Source organism: Terriglobales bacterium, from assembly GCA_035573675.1.
Taxonomy (GTDB): domain Bacteria; phylum Acidobacteriota; class Terriglobia; order Terriglobales; family Acidobacteriaceae; genus DATMAB01.
In genome coordinates this window covers 1-16,909 of the sequence record DATMAB010000015.1, presented here as the reverse complement: position 1 = coordinate 16,909, position 16,909 = coordinate 1, and the positions used below count along the sequence as shown (strand labels likewise).

Sequence of the window (16,909 nt, the reverse complement as noted above, 5' to 3'; positions counted from 1 at the left end):
CCAGTGGTCAGTGGCCAGTAAGACCCAGGGCCCCGCAGAAATGCGGGGCCTTTTTTGTTCCTTTTCACCACGGAGGCAAGGAGACGCGGAGGAAGAACCCAAGGCGCGAGTGCTTAGCAGTCAGCCCGTCAGTAATCAGCAGTCAGCTAGAACCAAGGCCTCGCAGCGATGCGGAGCCTTTTTGTCTTGATCTGTTCGGCTGTGGTGCAAGAACTCAAGGCTAGGCCTGCTTCCTTTTGACAAACTCAACAAAGGCTGCAACAGACCATATCTCACGGCGTTGGGCCTCTCTATAGGTTTCGTGGAAAGCCAAAGGTATGACCAACTGGACAGAGTGGACTCTCATTTCTGTTGTTTGATCGCTTGAGATTCCCGGTTCAAGAGTGCAGAGGTGCTTCGTCTGGATTCGTCGCGCCTCGGTGAGGATCTGGCGCCAGCGTTCCTTAAGGGACGATTTGGCGCCTAGCATCACGAGCAGGTCTGCACTAAACTTCTCGTCGTGGTACTCCTTGGAACCCGGAAACAGAAAGTCTGGTTTGTTCTTCCCTTCGGTCTGCGCCTGCGATTGGTATCGGATCTTGTGTTGATCAAACAAAGCCGCAAGATTGTTCTGGAGCGAGTAGCCCATCCGAGACTTACGCCGATTCTGCACCGACAACGAAAAAGCTATGAACTCGTCAACTGTCTCGAATCCCTGCCTTACTTTAGTCTCCACCACCGACCGCTCAAGAGCTCTAAACAGTTGCTCTTCTCGCTGTAACCATGCGACGAGCGTGGCATCGGGATCCGCCGGATTGACCGTGCCCACCTGTTCTCGGGCAAATTCCGACATGTGGCGTGTAATAGGAAACTTCCCATCAAAGCGCTTCAGGACTAACTCGGAATCATCAGCAGCTGCCGGGATGAGGTCGCCAAAGCCTAGTTCCTCCAAGATCGTGGTTCCAACGAGACCGAGGTCGGTCGCGTTGAGGGATTCCTGCGAGAAAACTTCAAAGTTTGCAGGGTTCAAATTCGTGACACCAAACAGGCGCTCCGCCGATCGCAACCAAGCGGAATCACGCCGGAAGACCAATGCGTGTAAGCCCTGGGATGGGGCCTTTGTGCGGATTAGTACAAGAACGTCGCCTTCATCCGCCGCGGTCAGAAAGTCGCCCGAGTAATAGAGGCGCCACTCTGTACGGGTAGGGTGCCGTTGCCGAGCGTCATAAAAAGTGAAATCACCGTTCTCCCTCAAGGGTTCGGCATCGTCGGAAAAGAAATGCCACCAAATTGGGCCCTTCACTGTCTCCGCTGTGTCAAAGAATTCCCTGAGTGCCTGTACACCATTGATTTCATGCTGATTGGAGCCTCGTTGAGGCAGGTCCACGTTAACCAATTCCTTATAGGCTGCAGCGGCGATCAGGCTTCCCAAGTTCATATGGCAGCTCTCTGCGAGGAGTGTCTGCTGTTTCCGATCCGAGCCTCAAGCCTCGCAACCTCGCGGTTGAAGTCCCTCTCGAGGCGACACTCCCAAAGGACAAAGGTCCTCCACCCCATTCTCTTCAAACTTGCGCGTTTCCTGCGGTCGTTGGTTCTGTTCCCCAGAAGTTTTGCGCGCCAGAAGGCAGGCCGAGTCTTCGGATAGACCGACAGCTTGCAGCCGTGGAAATGCCAAAAGCATCCGTTGATGAAAACTGCGGCCTTATATTTCGGGATAACGACGTCCGGTTTGCCAGGTAGGTCTGGTCGGTTCGTTTGGAAGCGATATCCGTCTCTGAGCAGCCGTCGTCTTACTAGGATCTCCAACTTGGTGTCCCGGCCCTTGATCCGGGACATAACTTCACTTCGCTTGCGCCTTGTGAATACGTCCATACGGATCAGGATCGGGAAACAAGCGTTTCGAGTATATGCGGCCCCTCAACGCCCTTACTACTTCACGCGCAATTGCGTGAACCATCGGTACCACGACCGAATTGCCAAACTGTTTGTAGGCCTGCGTATCAGACACTGGAATTCTGAACTTGCGCGGGAAACCCATTAGGGCGGCGCACTCACGCGGCGTCAGGCGCCGAGGATTCTGTCCGGGCCCGCGTGGAATCAGAATTTCCGAGCCATCCTTGTAGTACCTAGCACTGAGCGTGCGACAGATTCCCTCCAAATCGACTAAACCGAAACCGAAGCCATTCCCGGCGGCACGGTGCTTCTCGGCGTACCGTTGCAAGTAAGACCACAAGTGGTCGGACAGCACGTATTTCGGATCGGTCTTCTCTTGGAGCACACTTCTGAACTGCTGTTGTCTCGGCCTGACGATCGGCCACGAAAATCGCCTCGGCTCACGAAACCCGACAATGAAGATGCGCTCCCGATGCTGAGGCACAAAATACTTTGCGTCTAGGACTTTGAAATGAACGTCGTAGCCGAGTTCGTCGGCCAGCGTTCGATATATCACGCTGAACGTCTTACCTCTATCGTGGCCAATGAGGTTCTTGACGTTCTCAAGAACGAATGCCTTGGGCTGTTTGTCGCGGATGATTCGAGCTACGTCAAAAAAAAGTGTTCCCTGTGTGACATCCTCGAATCCATGAGGCCGACCCAAGCTCTTCTTTTTGGAGACACCCGAAATTGAAAACGGTTGGCAGGGAAATCCTGCCAAGGTTATGTCGTGGGTGGGAATCTCGCTCGAAGGAATTTTGGTGATATCGCCGGCGGGAGTTTCCCCAAAATTCTCGCGGTACGTTTCTTGAGCGTACTTGTCCCACTCGGAGGAGAAAACACATCGGCAACAGCCGAGACGTTCGAAGGCGAGTCTCATGCCACCGATTCCTGCAAAGAGATCGATGAATTTGAAGGTCGTTCGCCTCACGTTCGCCTCTATTAGAGCCGCGATTTCCCCCGAGGGCAAGGGGGTTAGGAAGTCGTTACGAGGCGAGATCGGATGACCATCCCGGCTGAGATCGAGCTGCCTCGGGCCCATGCAGGTCAACGCCGTGGACCTAGCGCGCGGGAGCCCTCCTGCGCTCAGGATGACGGCGTGGGTAGGGGAGTGCCTCCCAACGCGGGCCTAAAGGCCTGCTTCACCCATAGTACAGAGCGATTTTACTTGCTGAGAGTGTATCTCTATGCTAATCTCATTACAGGCGAACAAATAGCGAATACACGAAACGGGGTACCGGATGGCGAAGAGAACCAGGACGTTGAATGCGTATGCCAACTACAAGCGGCTGAAGGCGGCGGAGGAGAGGATGTCGATGGCGCTGGCGAGGCCGATGGTCGTGGACATCCCGCTGCGGCGCGAGGAGGAGACCAGGCCGGCACCGGTGGCGCGGTGCGTGGAGAAGCGCACGGACGGGCGGGAGTGCGGGCGGCCGGCGGAGGAAGGCAGCACGCGCTGCGGGATGCATCGGCAGTGGTACCAGACGGCGGCCGCGGCCATGGGGTTTCCCTTCCCCGGAGACGCGATCGGGATGCACGACATGCTGGCGCGGCTGTTCACGCTGGTGGCGCAAGGGACGTTCCCGCCGGAGCATGCCAAAGTGCTGCTCGACATCTGCCGGCTGATGCAGAAGAACCTGCGGGAGTATGAGGGCCTCAGGGAGTGGGAGGAAAGGAATGGATGAAGCGCCTTGCGCTGTGGGCCCCGCAGGCCGCATGACGCCAGCCACCGATTCATCGGTGGGTAGGGTCGGGAAAGAGAGACCAGCCCCGGAGCGCCGCGGCCTCCCTGCGTGCTACCCGGTCGGCCGGGCTGAAGATGACAAGGTGATGAAAGCCCTGTTTCGGCACGGCTGAAGCCGTGCCCTGATACGACGCAAGGACGCTGGAAGCAGTTACTACAATCGCCTCCGTGGCTCGGTGTCTCCGTGGTGAGACTAGCCTTGCAATGCGACGCTGCGCAGGCGGGCGGCGGCGGTTTCTGAAGTGACCGGCGTGAAGTAGGTCTCCTTGAAGGTGTAGGACTGGGATTTCTTGCCCACGATGGGCAGGATCTCGATGTGCCAGTGGTAGTCCTCGTCGATGGACTTCCAGTAATCGAGGATGCCGGCCTTGTGCTGGACGTTGGGGGCGGTGTGCAGCACGAGGTGGAAGTCCTCGGTGATGGCGCGGATGCGCTCCAGGGTGCGGCGCAGGAGGCCGGCGAGCTCGTGCAGGGCGGAGCCGCGGTCGAGCGTGGCCAGGCTGAAGGACGACTCGTGCACCAGCGGCAGGATCCAGGTCTCGTAGGGGACGCGGGGAGCGTAGGGGCAGGTGGCGATGTAGTCGCCGCGCACCTCGACCACGCGGGTGGCCTGCTGGCGCTCCTGATTGAGGATGTCGCAGAAGACGCAGCGCTCCTTCTGCTGGAAGTAGTCGCGGCCGCTGCGCAGTTCGTAGAGCACGCGCCGCGGGATGAACGTAGTGGCGGTGAGCTGGGAGTGGGGATGGTCGAATTCCTGGCCGGCGGGCGCGCCGTGGTTCTTGAAGATGGTGACGTACTTGAAGCGGCGGTCGCGCTTGAGGTCGAGGATGCGCTGCGCGGAAAGGCGCAGGAACTGGCCGATCTCGGCGTCCGACGCCACCCAGAGATGGCGGTCGTGGCGCGGATTCTCGACCAGGACTTCGTGCGCGCCCACGGTCTGCATGTGATCGTAGAGGCCCTCGCCGCGACGGCCGGGGTCGCCCTCGATGTGGTAGAGCGGCCAGGGATGCACGACGGCGCGCGCCGACCAGGGGCCGCCGTCGAGTCCGGGCATGGAGCCGACCACCTGAGCGTGGGCGGAGGTCTCCGGGCAGAGCAGGCAGACCTCGGACTTGGAGCGGAAGTCGCTGGCGTCGTCACCGGTCAACACCCAGGAGCGCGTGATGGGATCTTTGCGGAGTTCCATGACTGCAGTGGCCAGTGGTCAGGGGTCGGTGGTCAGTAGAAAACACCAGGCGCGGCGGGAAGTCAATGGGAGGAGCGCACTTCTGGCTGCCAGCTCAGGGCGAGGAACCTCCCACGTTAGCGCCGAAAGGCAGGGCGCAAACGAGGGGCACCTGGCTACCAGCTAGGAGCAAGAGGCCAGTAGCTGAGTGCTAGAATTTGCGGCATGTCTGAAGCACGCAGCGCGTCGCTGACTCCGCTGATGCGGCAGTACGCCGCCATCAAGAAGGAGCATCCGACGGCGCTGTTGTTCTTCCGCCTGGGCGACTTCTACGAACTTTTCTACGACGACGCGGTCACCGCCGCGCGCGAGCTGCAGATCACGCTCACCGCCCGGCACAAGGAGCGCGGCACGCCGGTGCCCATGTGCGGCGTGCCGTATCACAGCGCGGAGGGGTACATTGCGCGGCTGATCCGCAAGGGATACAAGGTCGCGGTGTGCGACCAAGTGGAAGACCCGCGGCTGGCCAGGAAGCTGGTGCGCCGGGAAGTGACGCGGGTGATCACGCCGGGGACGGCGGCGGATGCGTCGCTGGATTCGGGAGAGAACAATTTCCTGGCGGCGGTGGCCCAGACGGGCGAGGCCGCCGGCTTTGCCGCGCTCGACCTTTCGACCGGGGAGTTCCGCGCCACTGAGTTCCGCGGCGCGGACGCCGTGCGTCGCGTGGCGGAAGAGCTGGCGCAACTCAGGCCGCGGGAGGTGCTCTACGCTTCTTCCCTGCCCTTGTTTGAAAGAAGCAGTCAGCGCTCAGCAATCAGCAATCAGGAAGATGGAGCGCGCGGGCAAGATGCCCGCGGCGAGTCGCCGGCGCTACCAAGCGGCGCCGCAATCGCTGACAGTCTGGAGGGAAGTCGGTTCACGGAAACGCCGTTGGACGACTGGGTGTTCGCGCCAGACTACGCCATTCCGCTGGTGGAGAACCATTTCGGAGTGCTGTCGCTCGAAGGCTATGGGTTGGCCGGGCGGCCGGCGGCTGCGGCCGCGGCGGGCGCGGTGCTGCACTACGTGCGGCAGACGCAGCGCGGCACGCTCGAGCACGTGGATCGCATCGGGTTTTACGAGCGCCGCGAGTACCTGGTGCTGGACGCGGTGACGGTCAGGAACCTGGAACTGGTGGAGCCACTCTTCGCCGGCACGGGCGACGAGGTCACCCTGCTGAAGACCCTCGATGAGACCGTGACGGCCATGGGCAAGCGGCTGCTGCGGGCGTGGATGCTGCGACCGTCGGTCGATGTCACCGAGATTACGCGGCGGCTGGACGCGGTGGAAGCGCTGGCGCAAGCGACGGTGGCCCGCGCCGAGCTGCGGAGGGCGATGGAGGGCATCCTCGATCTTGAGCGATTGCTGAGCCGAGTGACGCTCGAGGCGGCGAACCCACGCGACGTGCTGGCGCTGGGCGTGTCGCTGGGGAAGCTGCCGGGAGTGCGGCGGGCACTGGAGAAGTTCCCGGTTCCCGGTTCTCAGTTCTCCGAAAAGTCAAAAGCAGAGACGGCGGAGCCGGGCCGGTTGACTGCGCTTCGGGAGCAGATGGACGAACTGGCCGACGTGCGCGAGCGGATCGAGAAGACCATCGTCCCGGAGCCTCCGCTGACCTTCGCCGAGGGCGGGGTGATCGCGGCGGGCGTGGACGCAGCGCTCGACGGGCTGCGCGACCTGAGCCGCAACAGCAAGCAGCACGTAGCCCGCATCGAGGAGCGCGAGCGGCAGCGGACGGGCATCGGCTCGCTCAAGGTCAAGTTCAATTCCATCTTCGGCTATTACATCGAGGTGTCGAAGCCGAACCTGCACCTGGTGCCCGCCGAATACGAGCGCAAGCAGACGCTGGTGAACGCCGAACGCTTCACCACGCCGGAACTGAAGGAATACGAGGCCAGGATCCTGGACGCGCAGGAGAAGATGGTGGAGATCGAGCGGCGCATCTTCGCGGAGCTGCGCGCGGCCATCGCGGGCGAGGCGCGGCGGATCCGGCAGACGGCGCTGGCGGTGGCCGAGGCGGACGTGCTGGCGAACTTCGCACACGTGGCCGCCACACGCGGCTACACGCGGCCGCGTTTCGATGACTCCGGCGATATCGAGATCGTCGCCGGGCGGCATGCGGTGATCGAGCGGCTGGATGCAGCCGACCGCTTCGTGCCCAACGATCTTTACCTCAACTCGACGACGCAGACGATCGTGATCGTCACCGGGCCCAACATGGGGGGCAAGTCCACCTACCTGCGGCAGGCGGCGCTGATCGTCATCCTGGCGCAGATGGGGTCGTTCGTGCCGGCGCAGTCGGCGCGGCTGAGCGTGGTGGACCGCATCTTCACGCGCATCGGGGCGAGCGACAACCTGGCGCGCGGGCGCTCGACCTTCATGGTCGAAATGACCGAGACCGCGGCCATCCTGAACACGGCCACGCCGCGCTCGCTGGTGCTGCTGGATGAGATCGGGCGCGGGACGGCGACCTACGACGGGCTGGCCATCGCCTGGGCGGCGGTCGAGTACCTGCACGCCCGCACCCGCGCCAAGACGCTGTTCGCCACCCACTATTTCGAGCTCACGGAGCTGGCAGAGCATCTTTCGGGCGTGAAGAACTATCACGTCTCGGTGAAAGAGAGCGCGGGCGGGATCGTCTTCCTGAGAAAAGTGGAAGCGGGCGCGGCCGACCGCAGCTACGGGATCGAGGTCGCCAAGCTGGCCGGGCTGCCGCAAGAGGTGGTGGCGCGGGCGCGCGAAGTCCTCGCTGAGCATGAGGATGCCGAGCAGCGTGTGAGCGACCACCTGACCGCCGCCGGCGAAGGCGAGAACGCGGCGGCGCGGCAGCTCACTATCTTCACGCCGCTTTCGGACAAAGTGGTGGAGCGGTTGCGGCAGGCGGAACTCGACCGGCTTACGCCTATCGAAGCGCTGAAGTTGCTGTACGAGCTAAAGAAGGAGATTGAGTAAACCCGCAATTAGCAATTAGCAGGTAGCATTTAGCCCCTGTGCCTCCCAATCGTCGCACGGCTAAGTGCTGACGGCTAATTGCCAAGTGCCGATTCTCATCGTGCCCACCCAAAGCGCCCACGACCTCCGCGAACAAGTCGGGCAGTTGCTCATTTGCGGTTTTGAGGGCACGGAGTGCGATGCGCGAGTGCGCCGGCTGCTGACGGACTTGCGGCCGGGCGGGATCATCCTGTTCACCCGCAACATCGCGGATGCGAGACAGACGCATCGGCTGCTCAAGGATTGCGAGGCAACGGTCGGCAGCCCGCTGTTCCGCTGCGTCGATCTGGAAGGCGGAACCGTGGACCGGCTGCGAGAGGTGATTGCGCCCGCGCCCCCGGCGGCGGAAGTGGCGGCGACGGGCGACCGGGAACTGTTCCGCCGCCATGGCCAGCTACTGGGAGAAGAAGCGCGCGCGCTGGGATTCAATGTGGACTTTGCGCCGGTTCTGGACCTGCGGCTTTCCCCGTCGCAGGCGGTCTTGGGAACACGAACGGCATCGGCGGAGCCCGCCAAGGTCGTCGCCTATGCGCGCGAGTTCCTGCGCGGATTGGACGAGGCGAGAGTGCTGGGCTGCGGCAAGCACTTTCCCGGTTTGGGCGCAGGCAGTCTTGATTCGCACTTTGAGTTGCCGGTGATCGAAAAATCGTGGCGCAAGCTGTGGGCGGAAGACCTGGTGCCGTACCGCCAACTCAAGAGCGTGCTGCCGTTCGTAATGGTCGCGCATGCGGCGTTTCCCGCGGTCACAGGGGATCGGGCGCCGGCCTCGCTCTCGCGGAAGTGGATCGAGGGCGTCCTGCGGAAGAAGGTTGGGTATCGCGGCTTGGTTGTTTCCGACGATTTGGAGATGGGCGGAGCGCAGACGGCTGGGTCGCTCGAGGAGGTAGCCGTGGCCACCTTACGCGCGGGCGCCGACATGTTCCTCGTCTGCCGCAAAGAGGAACTGGTGCGGCGGGCGTGGGAGGCGGTGGTGAAAGAGGCGGAGCGCGATTCGCGCTTCGCGCGACGGATCGAGCAGGCGGCAGCGCGGGTGCAGGCGCGAAAGCGGCGGGCACCGGAGCTGGGCGGGTCTGCTCCAGACGGGAAGAAAGTGGAAAGACTGCGGAGGGCGGTGGCAGGGTTACGGGCGCAGGTTCATAAGGAGCTGGCTCTGTGAATGAAGCCTTACCTCAGCGGCTAAAGCCGCACTCATCCGGGCAATCTCTCGGCACGACTGAAGTCGTGCCCCTCCGAAGGAGAGCGGGAGAAGCAGCACCATGATCGTTGCGGGCGTGATGAGCGGGACGTCGGCGGACGGGATCGACGTGGCGCTGGTGCGCCTGACCGGACGCGGGTGGAAAACGCGTTTCTCGCTGGTGAAGCACGCCCGCTATCCCTATCCCCAGGCGGTGCGGGGGGCGGTGCTTGCAGCCATGAATGCACGCGCCGCCGCCGTAGCCGATCTGGCGCAGCTGAACTTCCTGCTGGGTGAGCTCTATGCCGAGGCCGTGCTGAAAACTGCGCGGCGCGCCGGATTGCAGCGCGTCGAGCTGGTGGGATGCCACGGGCAAACCCTCTACCACCAGGGCGTGCCGAGGCCTTTCCTCGGCCACGACATCGCAGCGACCTGGCAAACCGGCGAGGGCGCGGTGATCGCCGCGCGGGTCGGCGCGCCGGTGGTCTCAGACTTCCGCCCGGCAGACATGGCGGCAGGAGGCCAGGGCGCGCCGCTGGTTCCCTTCCTCGACTACCTGGTGTACCGCGACCAACGCGTGGGGCGGATTGTGCAGAATCTCGGCGGTATCGCCAACCTGACGGCGATTCCGGCCGGGGCAGCACCTGAGCACGTGGTGGCCTTCGACACCGGCCCGGGAAGCATGGTGATCGATGGCGTGATGCAGCGGCTCTACGGCCGGGCGTACGACCATCGTGGCGGTGTCGCAGCCCGCGGCCGCGTCCGCGAGGACGCGCTCCAGACGGTGCTGGCGCGTCGGTTCTTTCGCCAGCGGCCTCCGAAAACGGCGGGGCGGGAGCAGTTCGGGCGCGAGTTTGTGAGCGACTTCCTGCGCCTGTGCCGCGGCGCGAAAAAGGATGATATCGTGGCCACGGCGACGGCGCTGACGGCGCGCTCCGTAGCTCAAGCGCTGCGACGATTTGTGCTGACCGCTGAGACACGGAGGCCTGGAGGAAGTTCTCAGTTCTCGGTTCTAAATTCTCAGAGACAGACACCAATACCTCACCGCGGCGCGTTCCGTGAACTTGTGGCATCCGGCGGGGGCACAAAGAATCGGACGCTGATGCAGATGTTGGCACAGGAGTTAGAGCCCCTGGGCCTGCGCCTGCGACGTTCCGATGAATTCGGCGTGCCGGCCGAGGCGAAGGAAGCCATCGCCTTCGCAGTACTCGCTTACCAGACCTGCATGAGCCAGCCGGGCAATCTGCCGGCGGCGACGGGAGCGAGGCAGGCGGCGGTGCTGGGGAAAGTGAGCTACTAGCAGGAGGGGCCGCTGGCTTCTGGTCTTTTGGCTTTGGCTAACTCAGATGGACCGCAAACCAGAACCGAGATCCTTCGCTCCGGTTTCCCATGCCGAAAAAACCGCATGGGAGCCCTCCTGCGCTCAGGATGACGGCAGCTTGAGAAGGTGGTGGCTGCAAGCGTCATCCACGCTGCTCGTCGTTTTTGCGCTCCTGCCGGCGTTGTCCTGTTCTCACAAGCCCGCCGCCAACACGCTGGTGATGATCATCGAGAGCGCGCCGCAGAACCTGGATCCGCGGGTGGGGACGGACGCGCAGTCGGAGCGCATCGGGGCGTTGATCTTCGACGCGCTGCTGGAGCGCGACGAACACTTCCGCGTGCAGCCGCACCTGGCCGAGCGCTGGGAGGTGGCCGATCCGCTGACCTACGTTTTCCATCTGCGGCGCGGCGTACGCTTTCACGACGGGCGCCCCCTGACCTCGCGCGACGTCAAGTGGACCTTCGACTCGGTGCGCGACGGTACGCTGCGCACGCCCAAAGCCTCGACCTACCGGCTGATCGAGCGCATTGAGACACCGGATGAGGCCACCGTCATCTTCCATCTGCGAGAACCCTATGCGCCGCTTTTGTGGAACCTTTCCGGCGGCGCCATTGGCATTGTCCCGTATGGCAGCGGAGCGGAGCTGAAGAGCCATCCGGTGGGCAGCGGGCCGTTCCGCTTCGTGAGGCTGGCGCAGGACAAGGAAGTGGTGATCGAACGCAACGATGCCTACTGGGGCGAGAAGCCGAAGATCGAACGGGTGCGCTTTGCCGTAGTCCCGGACACGACTACCCGTGTGCTGGAGCTGGAAAAAGGCTCGGCCGACGTGGCCATCAACGCGCTCACCGCGGACATGGTGGAAGCGTTGCGCCGCAAAGGACGCCTGTCCATCACCGAGGGGCCGGGAACGATCTACGCCTACATCGCACTGAACCTGGAAGATCCGGTCCTCAAAGACGTGCGGGTGCGACGGGCGCTGGCGCATGCCATCGACCGGCGTCCCATCCTCCACTACCTGTGGCGGGACCTGGCGCGTCCGGCGGAGAGCCTGCTGCCGCCGGAGCACTGGGCGTTTTCCAGCGAGGGCGCGCGCTACGACTACGACCCGGAACGCGCCCGCCGGCTGCTCGACGAAGCCGGCTATCCGGCACGCAGCAACGGGTTGCGGCTGCGCCTGACCATGAAGACCTCGACGGAAGAATCCACGCGGCTGCTGGCGGCGGTGCTGCAGCAGCAGTTGCGCGCGGTGGGGATCGAGCTGGAGATCCGCAGTTTCGAGTTCGCGACTTTTTTCAGCGACGTGACCCGCGGCGCTTTTCAGATGATCTCGCTGCGCTGGATCGGAGGCAATGAAGACCCGGACATCTTCGAGCACGTTTTCCACTCGGCGAGCTTCCCTCCCAAGCGGGCGAACCGCGGGCACTACGCCAACCCGCAGGTGGATGCGCTCATCGACGCAGCCCGCCGCACCACGGATACGGAAGAGCGCCGGCGGCTCTACGCCGAGCTGCAGCGCCTCCTGGCCGAGGACCTGCCCTATATCCATCTCTGGTACCTCGACAACGTGCTGGTGCACTCCGCGAGGGTGAAGGGGGCACAGGTGGCGTCTTCGGGGAACTACGACTTTTTGAAGACGGTAGAGCTGCAGTAACACAGTTTCGAGCTTCCAGGTTCAAGTTTCCGGTGAAAGCGAAGCTCGGGCTCATCCGCAGAGAGATGCTGCGCAGGGTGAAGCGGCGGGCGGAAGGCGGGCGCTGAGGGCGTGGTACCATCGTGCGGCGCATGCGCATTCTGTTCATCGGCGACATCTTCGGGCGGCCGGGGCGGGGCATCGTGCGCGACCACCTGGCCGACCAGGTGGCGCAGCGCAAGGTCGACCTGGTGATCGCCAACGCGGAAAACGCGGCCGCGGGCTTCGGCGTGACCCCTTCGATCGCCGAAGAGCTGCTGGCGCTGGGCATCGACGTGCTCACCACCGGCAACCACGTCTGGGACAAGCGCGAGATCGTGGAATACCTGCAGTCGGCCGATGGCAACGCCACCAGCGCGGCCCGCCGCGTGCTGCGTCCGGCGAACTATCCCGCCGGCACGCCCGGATTCGGCATCTACGAGGGCGCGACCAAGGGCGGCGTCGCCTACGCCGTCCTGAACCTGCAGGGCCGGGTGTTCATGGTGGACAACGACGACCCATTCCGCGTCGCCGACCAGTTGCTGAAGAGCGTCCGGGCCAAGGTGGTGGTGGTGGACATGCACGCGGAAGCCACGTCGGAAAAAATCGCCATGGGCTGGTACCTGGACGGGCGCGTGACCGCGGTCATCGGTACACACACCCACGTGCCCACAGCGGATGAGCGCGTGCTCCCGCGCGGCACCGCCTACCTGACCGACGTGGGGATGACCGGCCCTTACGACAGCGTGATCGGCGTGGAGAAACAGCAGGTGCTGCAGCGCTTCCTCACCAGCATGCCGGCGCGCTTTGAGCCGGCGCGCGGCGACGTGCGCCTGTGCGCTGCGCTCATCGAGTGCGACCCGGCGAGCGGACGGGCGAGCGCGATCGAACGAGTGGTCTTGAGAGGGGAGAAGTAAAAAGCAAAGTTTCAAGTTTCCACTTTCCAGAAATGCGGGCAGCACTGCTCATCATCTCGTTCTTGGCCGCGACGCTTGGCGCGCAGGCGGGAGAGCCCTGCGACGCAGCCTGCAAACAGGCGAAGAAAGACGCTCGCCAGGCGGAAAAGAGTTTTCGCAAAGGGCAAGGACTGGCGGAAAAGGGCCAGACCAGGCAAGCGCTTGCGGCGTTGGATGAAGCAGCACGGCTTCAGCCTTCCAACGCCGCCTACGTCACGGCGCGTGAGGTGGTGCGGCTGGCGCTGGCGCAGGAGCACATCGCGCGCGGCCAGGAACGGCTGGAGGCGGGCGAGTTGCAGGAGGCCATCACGGAATTCCGCACCGCTCTCGAACTCGACCCCGGCAACGAGGTGGCGCGCGCCCGGCTGCGCCAGGCGGAGCTTGCGGGAGCCGGCGCCGAAGCCGGCGATCCCACCGCCGCTCTGCTGCGCAAGTATTCGGCGCTCAAGATCGTTTCCGACTCGCGGGCCGTCACCCTGCAGCCGCGCCCGGGACGGCGCGACTTCCACTTCCGCGGGACGGCGCGCAACCTGCTGAACCGGGTGGGCGCCGAATTCGGCCTCACCGTGGCGCTGGATGACTCCGTGCCCTCCACCGTGGTGCGCTTCGACCTGGAGCAGGCGGATTTCGCCGCCGCCATCGACCTGGCCTGCCGCGTGACCCGGACGTTCTGGGTGCCGCTGGCCGCCGGCCAGATCCTGATGGCGCGCGACACGCCGGAGAACCGGCGGCAGTTCCAGCCCGTGGTGCTGCGCACCTTCGAGCTGCCCGATGCGACGACCCCGGGGGAATTGAACGAGCTGGTCACCGTGCTGCGCTCGGTGCTGGAGATCCGCGCCGTCTCGGTGAACGCGTCCGCCGGCCTGATCACGGTGCGCGCGCCGCAGTCGCAGGTGGAGGCGGCTACGCGCTTTCTCGAAGATCTGCTCGCCGGACCGGCGCAGGTCATGCTGGATGTGAAAGTCTTCGAAATCGACCGCAGGGTGACCCGCGAGCTGGGCCTGGACCTGCCGCTGCAGTTCCGCATCTTCAACGTGCCCACTGAAGCCCGGCAACTGCTGCAAGCGGCGGGCGGGCAGAGCCTGATCGATCAGCTCATCGCCTCCGGCGGCCTGAACCAGGTGGACCCGGCGGCGGTGGCGGCGGTACTGGCCCAGTTGCGGGGAGGCACGGTGCTGACCCAGAGTTTCGCGGCCTTCGGCGGCGGCATCACGCTCACCGGCATCACCTTTCCACAGGCGACCCTCAACGTGCTGTTCAACGAATCCAACGTGCGCATGCTGGAGCACGCCAGCCTGCGCACCGCCCACGGCAAGGAGACGGTGCTGCGCATCGGCCAGCGCTTCCCCATCCTGACCGCCAGCTTCAGCCCCATCCTCAACAGTCCGGCGCTCGCCCGGGTCATCCAGAACCAGAGCTTCCAGCCGGCCTTCCCCTCGTTCAACTACGAAGACCTTGGACTCAACATCAAGGCCACGCCCTTCGTGCTGGGCAAGGAGGACGTGACCCTGAAGCTGGAGGTGGAACTCAAAGCACTGAGCGGCCAGTCGCTGAACAGCGTCCCCATCCTGAGCAACCGGCTGTACACCGGCAGCGTCACCGTGCGGCGGGGCGAGACGGCCGTCGTATCGGGCATCGTGAGCCAATCGGAGCAGAAAGCGTTCAGCCGCCTGCCCGGGCTGGGCCACTTGCCATTCATCGGGCGCCCGTTCGTCAACGAGAACCTGGAGAAGACGGATAACCAGTTCCTCGTACTGGTGACCCCTTACATCGTCCGGTTGCCGCAGGCGGAGATGGTAGCGGCACCGTAAGAGCGGGTATCAGGTCTCAGGTCTCGGGAAACGCGAAGTTGCGGCGTTCCATGTCTGCGCGTTGTAGTGCGCAAACGTGGCGGTCAGAAGGGCATGCCACTCCCATCGCGGCGCCACCGAGTCCAGGCTACTTGGGCTCGACCAACCGGTTGTATCTCTTCAGGATTTCGCGCAGGCGGTCGTGAGGCAGGGCGATCACGGTGCGGCCATCCACGCCGGTCATGGTCTCCGCAGCCACCATGGCGTTGACGATGGCTTCCTCGGTAGCTTCGACCGTAGCCGCAAACAGCCCGCCCATGCTGTCGTTGGGAAGCATGGTGAGGGCGCGCGTACCCTTGGCTTCCGCGGCTCCGGGGTTGGCGGTCGAGAAGGCGATGAAGATATCGCCGGAGCCGTTACCGCTGACCGAGCCCATGCGCCCCAGGGCGAGCGAGACGCGGCGAGCCAGGCGCTTCAACTGGTGCGGCAGCAGCGGCGCGTCCGTGGCCACCACCACGATGATCGAGCCGGTTTCCTGCGGGTACACCAGTTGCTCGCGGATCTCGCGGCCCACAGGCACACCGGCGATCCTCAGTTGGTCGCGCAGCCCGTAGTTGCACTGCACTAGCACACCCACCGTGTATCCGCCGGCTTTTTCGCTCAGCTTGCGCGAGGAGGTGCCGATGCCACCCTTGAACTCGTGGCAAATCATGCCCGTGCCGCCGCCCACATTGCCCTCGGCTACCGGTCCGGGACGCGCCCCGTCCAAAGCTTCAAAAGCATTTGCAGCTTTCACGTGGAAGCCATTGATGTCATTGAGATAGCCGTCCCAGGTTTCGGCCACAACCGGCAACGACCACCAGAAGCCCTCGGTGTCCTTGCGGCCGAGCTTTACGCGGTAGGCGACCACGGCGTCACGCACCACGCCCACGCTGTGGGTGTTGGTGATCATCACCGGGCCTTCCAGAAAGCCTGATTCCTCCAGCCACGTCGTGCCGGTCATCTCGCCGTTGCCGTTGAGCGAGAACCAGGCGCCGAAAACCGGATCGGAGTTGGCGCGTCCGCGCGGCAGGATGGCGGTGACGCCGGTGCGCACCGGGCCCTTCCCCGTTTCGAGCTTCCCTTCTCCGCGGATGATGGTGCTGTGCCCGACCTCGACGCCGGCCACGTCGGTGATGGCGTTCAGCGGGCCGGGTGTGCCGTCGAACGGAACGCCAAGGTCGCGGGCGCGGGGCTTGGATTGCGCGAGCACGGAAGTTGCCAGCAGCAGCACGACGATAACACGACGCATGGGAGCAAAGGCCTCCTGAGGAAGGCACATTGTAAAGGAATCGACGGTGCAGTCGGATACCTGGCAATCGTCGACTTCAGGACGAAGACGAAATATCTGCGCGGCTGTGGGCGTCTTACAAGCGGGAGTACGTACTTGGAAACCCAGTTCAATGTTTGGTTGACTTGTTTTCAGCTCCGAGCTTTGGCCCTCCCTGGAAGGCATCTAGTCGAACGCAGCACAACTCCACCAAAGATTTGGCAGGTGTCTCGTACGAAACGATTCCCCACAAACCCTGTAGCGGAACTGTGTGCATATGATCTGCTGGGGCCTGCACAACCCATGCGGCACGGCCAGCCTTAGAGACTATGAGGTTCAAGAGCTGACGCACTGTTTTCCCTTGAGCGCGCAGAGGTCCGACCTTTTCCTGCTTGCTCCCGGTCGCGAAGCTGCCTGCGAAACCGCCTATCTTCGGATTAATAGCCACCTCGAGCTCCATACGCAAGAGGTTGCTGAGTTCCTGAACAGTCGCAGGCTGAGCGTCGAACTTCGCGATTCTAGTATTTAGGAGGTTCTCCTTGCCCCGCGGTCACGACCTCTTTCCCTTCTGTACCCGAAAGCTGGAACCGGCCCAAGGACTCCGAATACCGCACCGCTCCAAAGTCGGACGCCAGGCTGCGGGTCGCCGCCACCTCCCAGTAGCTCGCAAACGTCAGCCCGCTATCCCGTCGCTCTGCCGCCGACAGGCTCGCCCCGTGGTCGTACCGCGCCACCAGCGAGCGCTCCCCCGCACCGTAGCTGTACGTCAGACGCTGGCCCTCCGGCGTCACCACCACCGTCAGCCGGTTCAGCGCGTCGTACTCGAACCGGGCCACAGACGTG

At 63.8% G+C, this 16,909-nt stretch carries 12 protein-coding genes; 7 read left to right on the top strand and 5 right to left on the bottom strand.

Going from position 1 to position 16,909, the window contains the following annotated elements:
* Positions 1 to 220: 220 nt before the first annotated feature.
* Both VNK82_05550 and dcm read right to left on the bottom strand, forming a co-directional pair.
* Positions 221 to 1,417, bottom strand: a complete 1,197-nt coding sequence (locus VNK82_05550) for a type II restriction endonuclease (GenBank protein ID HXE90413.1) — start codon at positions 1,415 to 1,417, stop codon at positions 221 to 223.
* 402 nt (positions 1,418 to 1,819) lie between these two features.
* Complete coding sequence (gene dcm / locus VNK82_05545; GenBank protein HXE90412.1) at positions 1,820 to 2,842, bottom strand: DNA (cytosine-5-)-methyltransferase; 1,023 nt, start codon at positions 2,840 to 2,842, stop codon at positions 1,820 to 1,822.
* 310 nt (positions 2,843 to 3,152) lie between these two features.
* On the opposite strand from dcm, the gene VNK82_05540 reads away from it, so the two are divergent.
* Positions 3,153 to 3,596: a hypothetical protein gene (locus tag VNK82_05540; protein HXE90411.1), complete on the top strand. Its 444-nt coding sequence runs from the start codon at positions 3,153 to 3,155 to the stop codon at positions 3,594 to 3,596.
* 252 nt (positions 3,597 to 3,848) lie between these two features.
* Here VNK82_05540 and VNK82_05535 read toward each other — a convergent pair whose 3' ends face one another.
* Positions 3,849 to 4,841: a DUF4931 domain-containing protein gene (locus VNK82_05535; GenBank protein ID HXE90410.1), complete on the bottom strand. Its 993-nt coding sequence runs from the start codon at positions 4,839 to 4,841 to the stop codon at positions 3,849 to 3,851.
* A gap of 204 nt (positions 4,842 to 5,045) precedes the next feature.
* On the opposite strand from VNK82_05535, the gene mutS reads away from it, so the two are divergent.
* From mutS to VNK82_05505, 6 genes are all read left to right on the top strand, one after another.
* Positions 5,046 to 7,808, top strand: a complete 2,763-nt coding sequence (gene mutS, locus VNK82_05530; GenBank protein HXE90409.1) for a DNA mismatch repair protein MutS — start codon at positions 5,046 to 5,048, stop codon at positions 7,806 to 7,808.
* A 100-nt stretch (positions 7,809 to 7,908) separates the two neighbouring features.
* Positions 7,909 to 9,003, top strand: a complete 1,095-nt coding sequence (gene nagZ, locus VNK82_05525) for a beta-N-acetylhexosaminidase (GenBank protein HXE90408.1) — start codon at positions 7,909 to 7,911, stop codon at positions 9,001 to 9,003.
* Between the two features lie 100 nt (positions 9,004 to 9,103).
* A complete protein-coding gene (locus VNK82_05520; GenBank protein ID HXE90407.1) occupies positions 9,104 to 10,321 on the top strand; it encodes an anhydro-N-acetylmuramic acid kinase in 1,218 nt (405 codons plus the stop codon).
* Positions 10,322 to 10,523: 202 nt separating this feature from the next.
* Positions 10,524 to 11,993, top strand: coding sequence for an ABC transporter substrate-binding protein (locus VNK82_05515; protein HXE90406.1), 1,470 nt, complete (start codon positions 10,524 to 10,526; stop codon positions 11,991 to 11,993).
* 131 nt (positions 11,994 to 12,124) lie between these two features.
* Entirely contained in the window at positions 12,125 to 12,928 is an 804-nt protein-coding gene (locus tag VNK82_05510) for a TIGR00282 family metallophosphoesterase (protein HXE90405.1), read from the top strand.
* A gap of 32 nt (positions 12,929 to 12,960) precedes the next feature.
* Positions 12,961 to 14,778, top strand: coding sequence for a tetratricopeptide repeat protein (locus tag VNK82_05505; protein HXE90404.1), 1,818 nt, complete (start codon positions 12,961 to 12,963; stop codon positions 14,776 to 14,778).
* 127 nt (positions 14,779 to 14,905) lie between these two features.
* Here the strand turns inward: VNK82_05505 and VNK82_05500 are convergent, their stop codons facing one another.
* Both VNK82_05500 and VNK82_05495 read right to left on the bottom strand, forming a co-directional pair.
* Complete coding sequence (locus VNK82_05500; protein HXE90403.1) at positions 14,906 to 16,048, bottom strand: P1 family peptidase; 1,143 nt, start codon at positions 16,046 to 16,048, stop codon at positions 14,906 to 14,908.
* Positions 16,049 to 16,584: 536 nt separating this feature from the next.
* Positions 16,585 to 16,909, bottom strand: a 325-nt coding sequence (locus tag VNK82_05495) for an RHS repeat domain-containing protein (GenBank protein HXE90402.1), incomplete at its 5' end; no start/stop codon positions are given.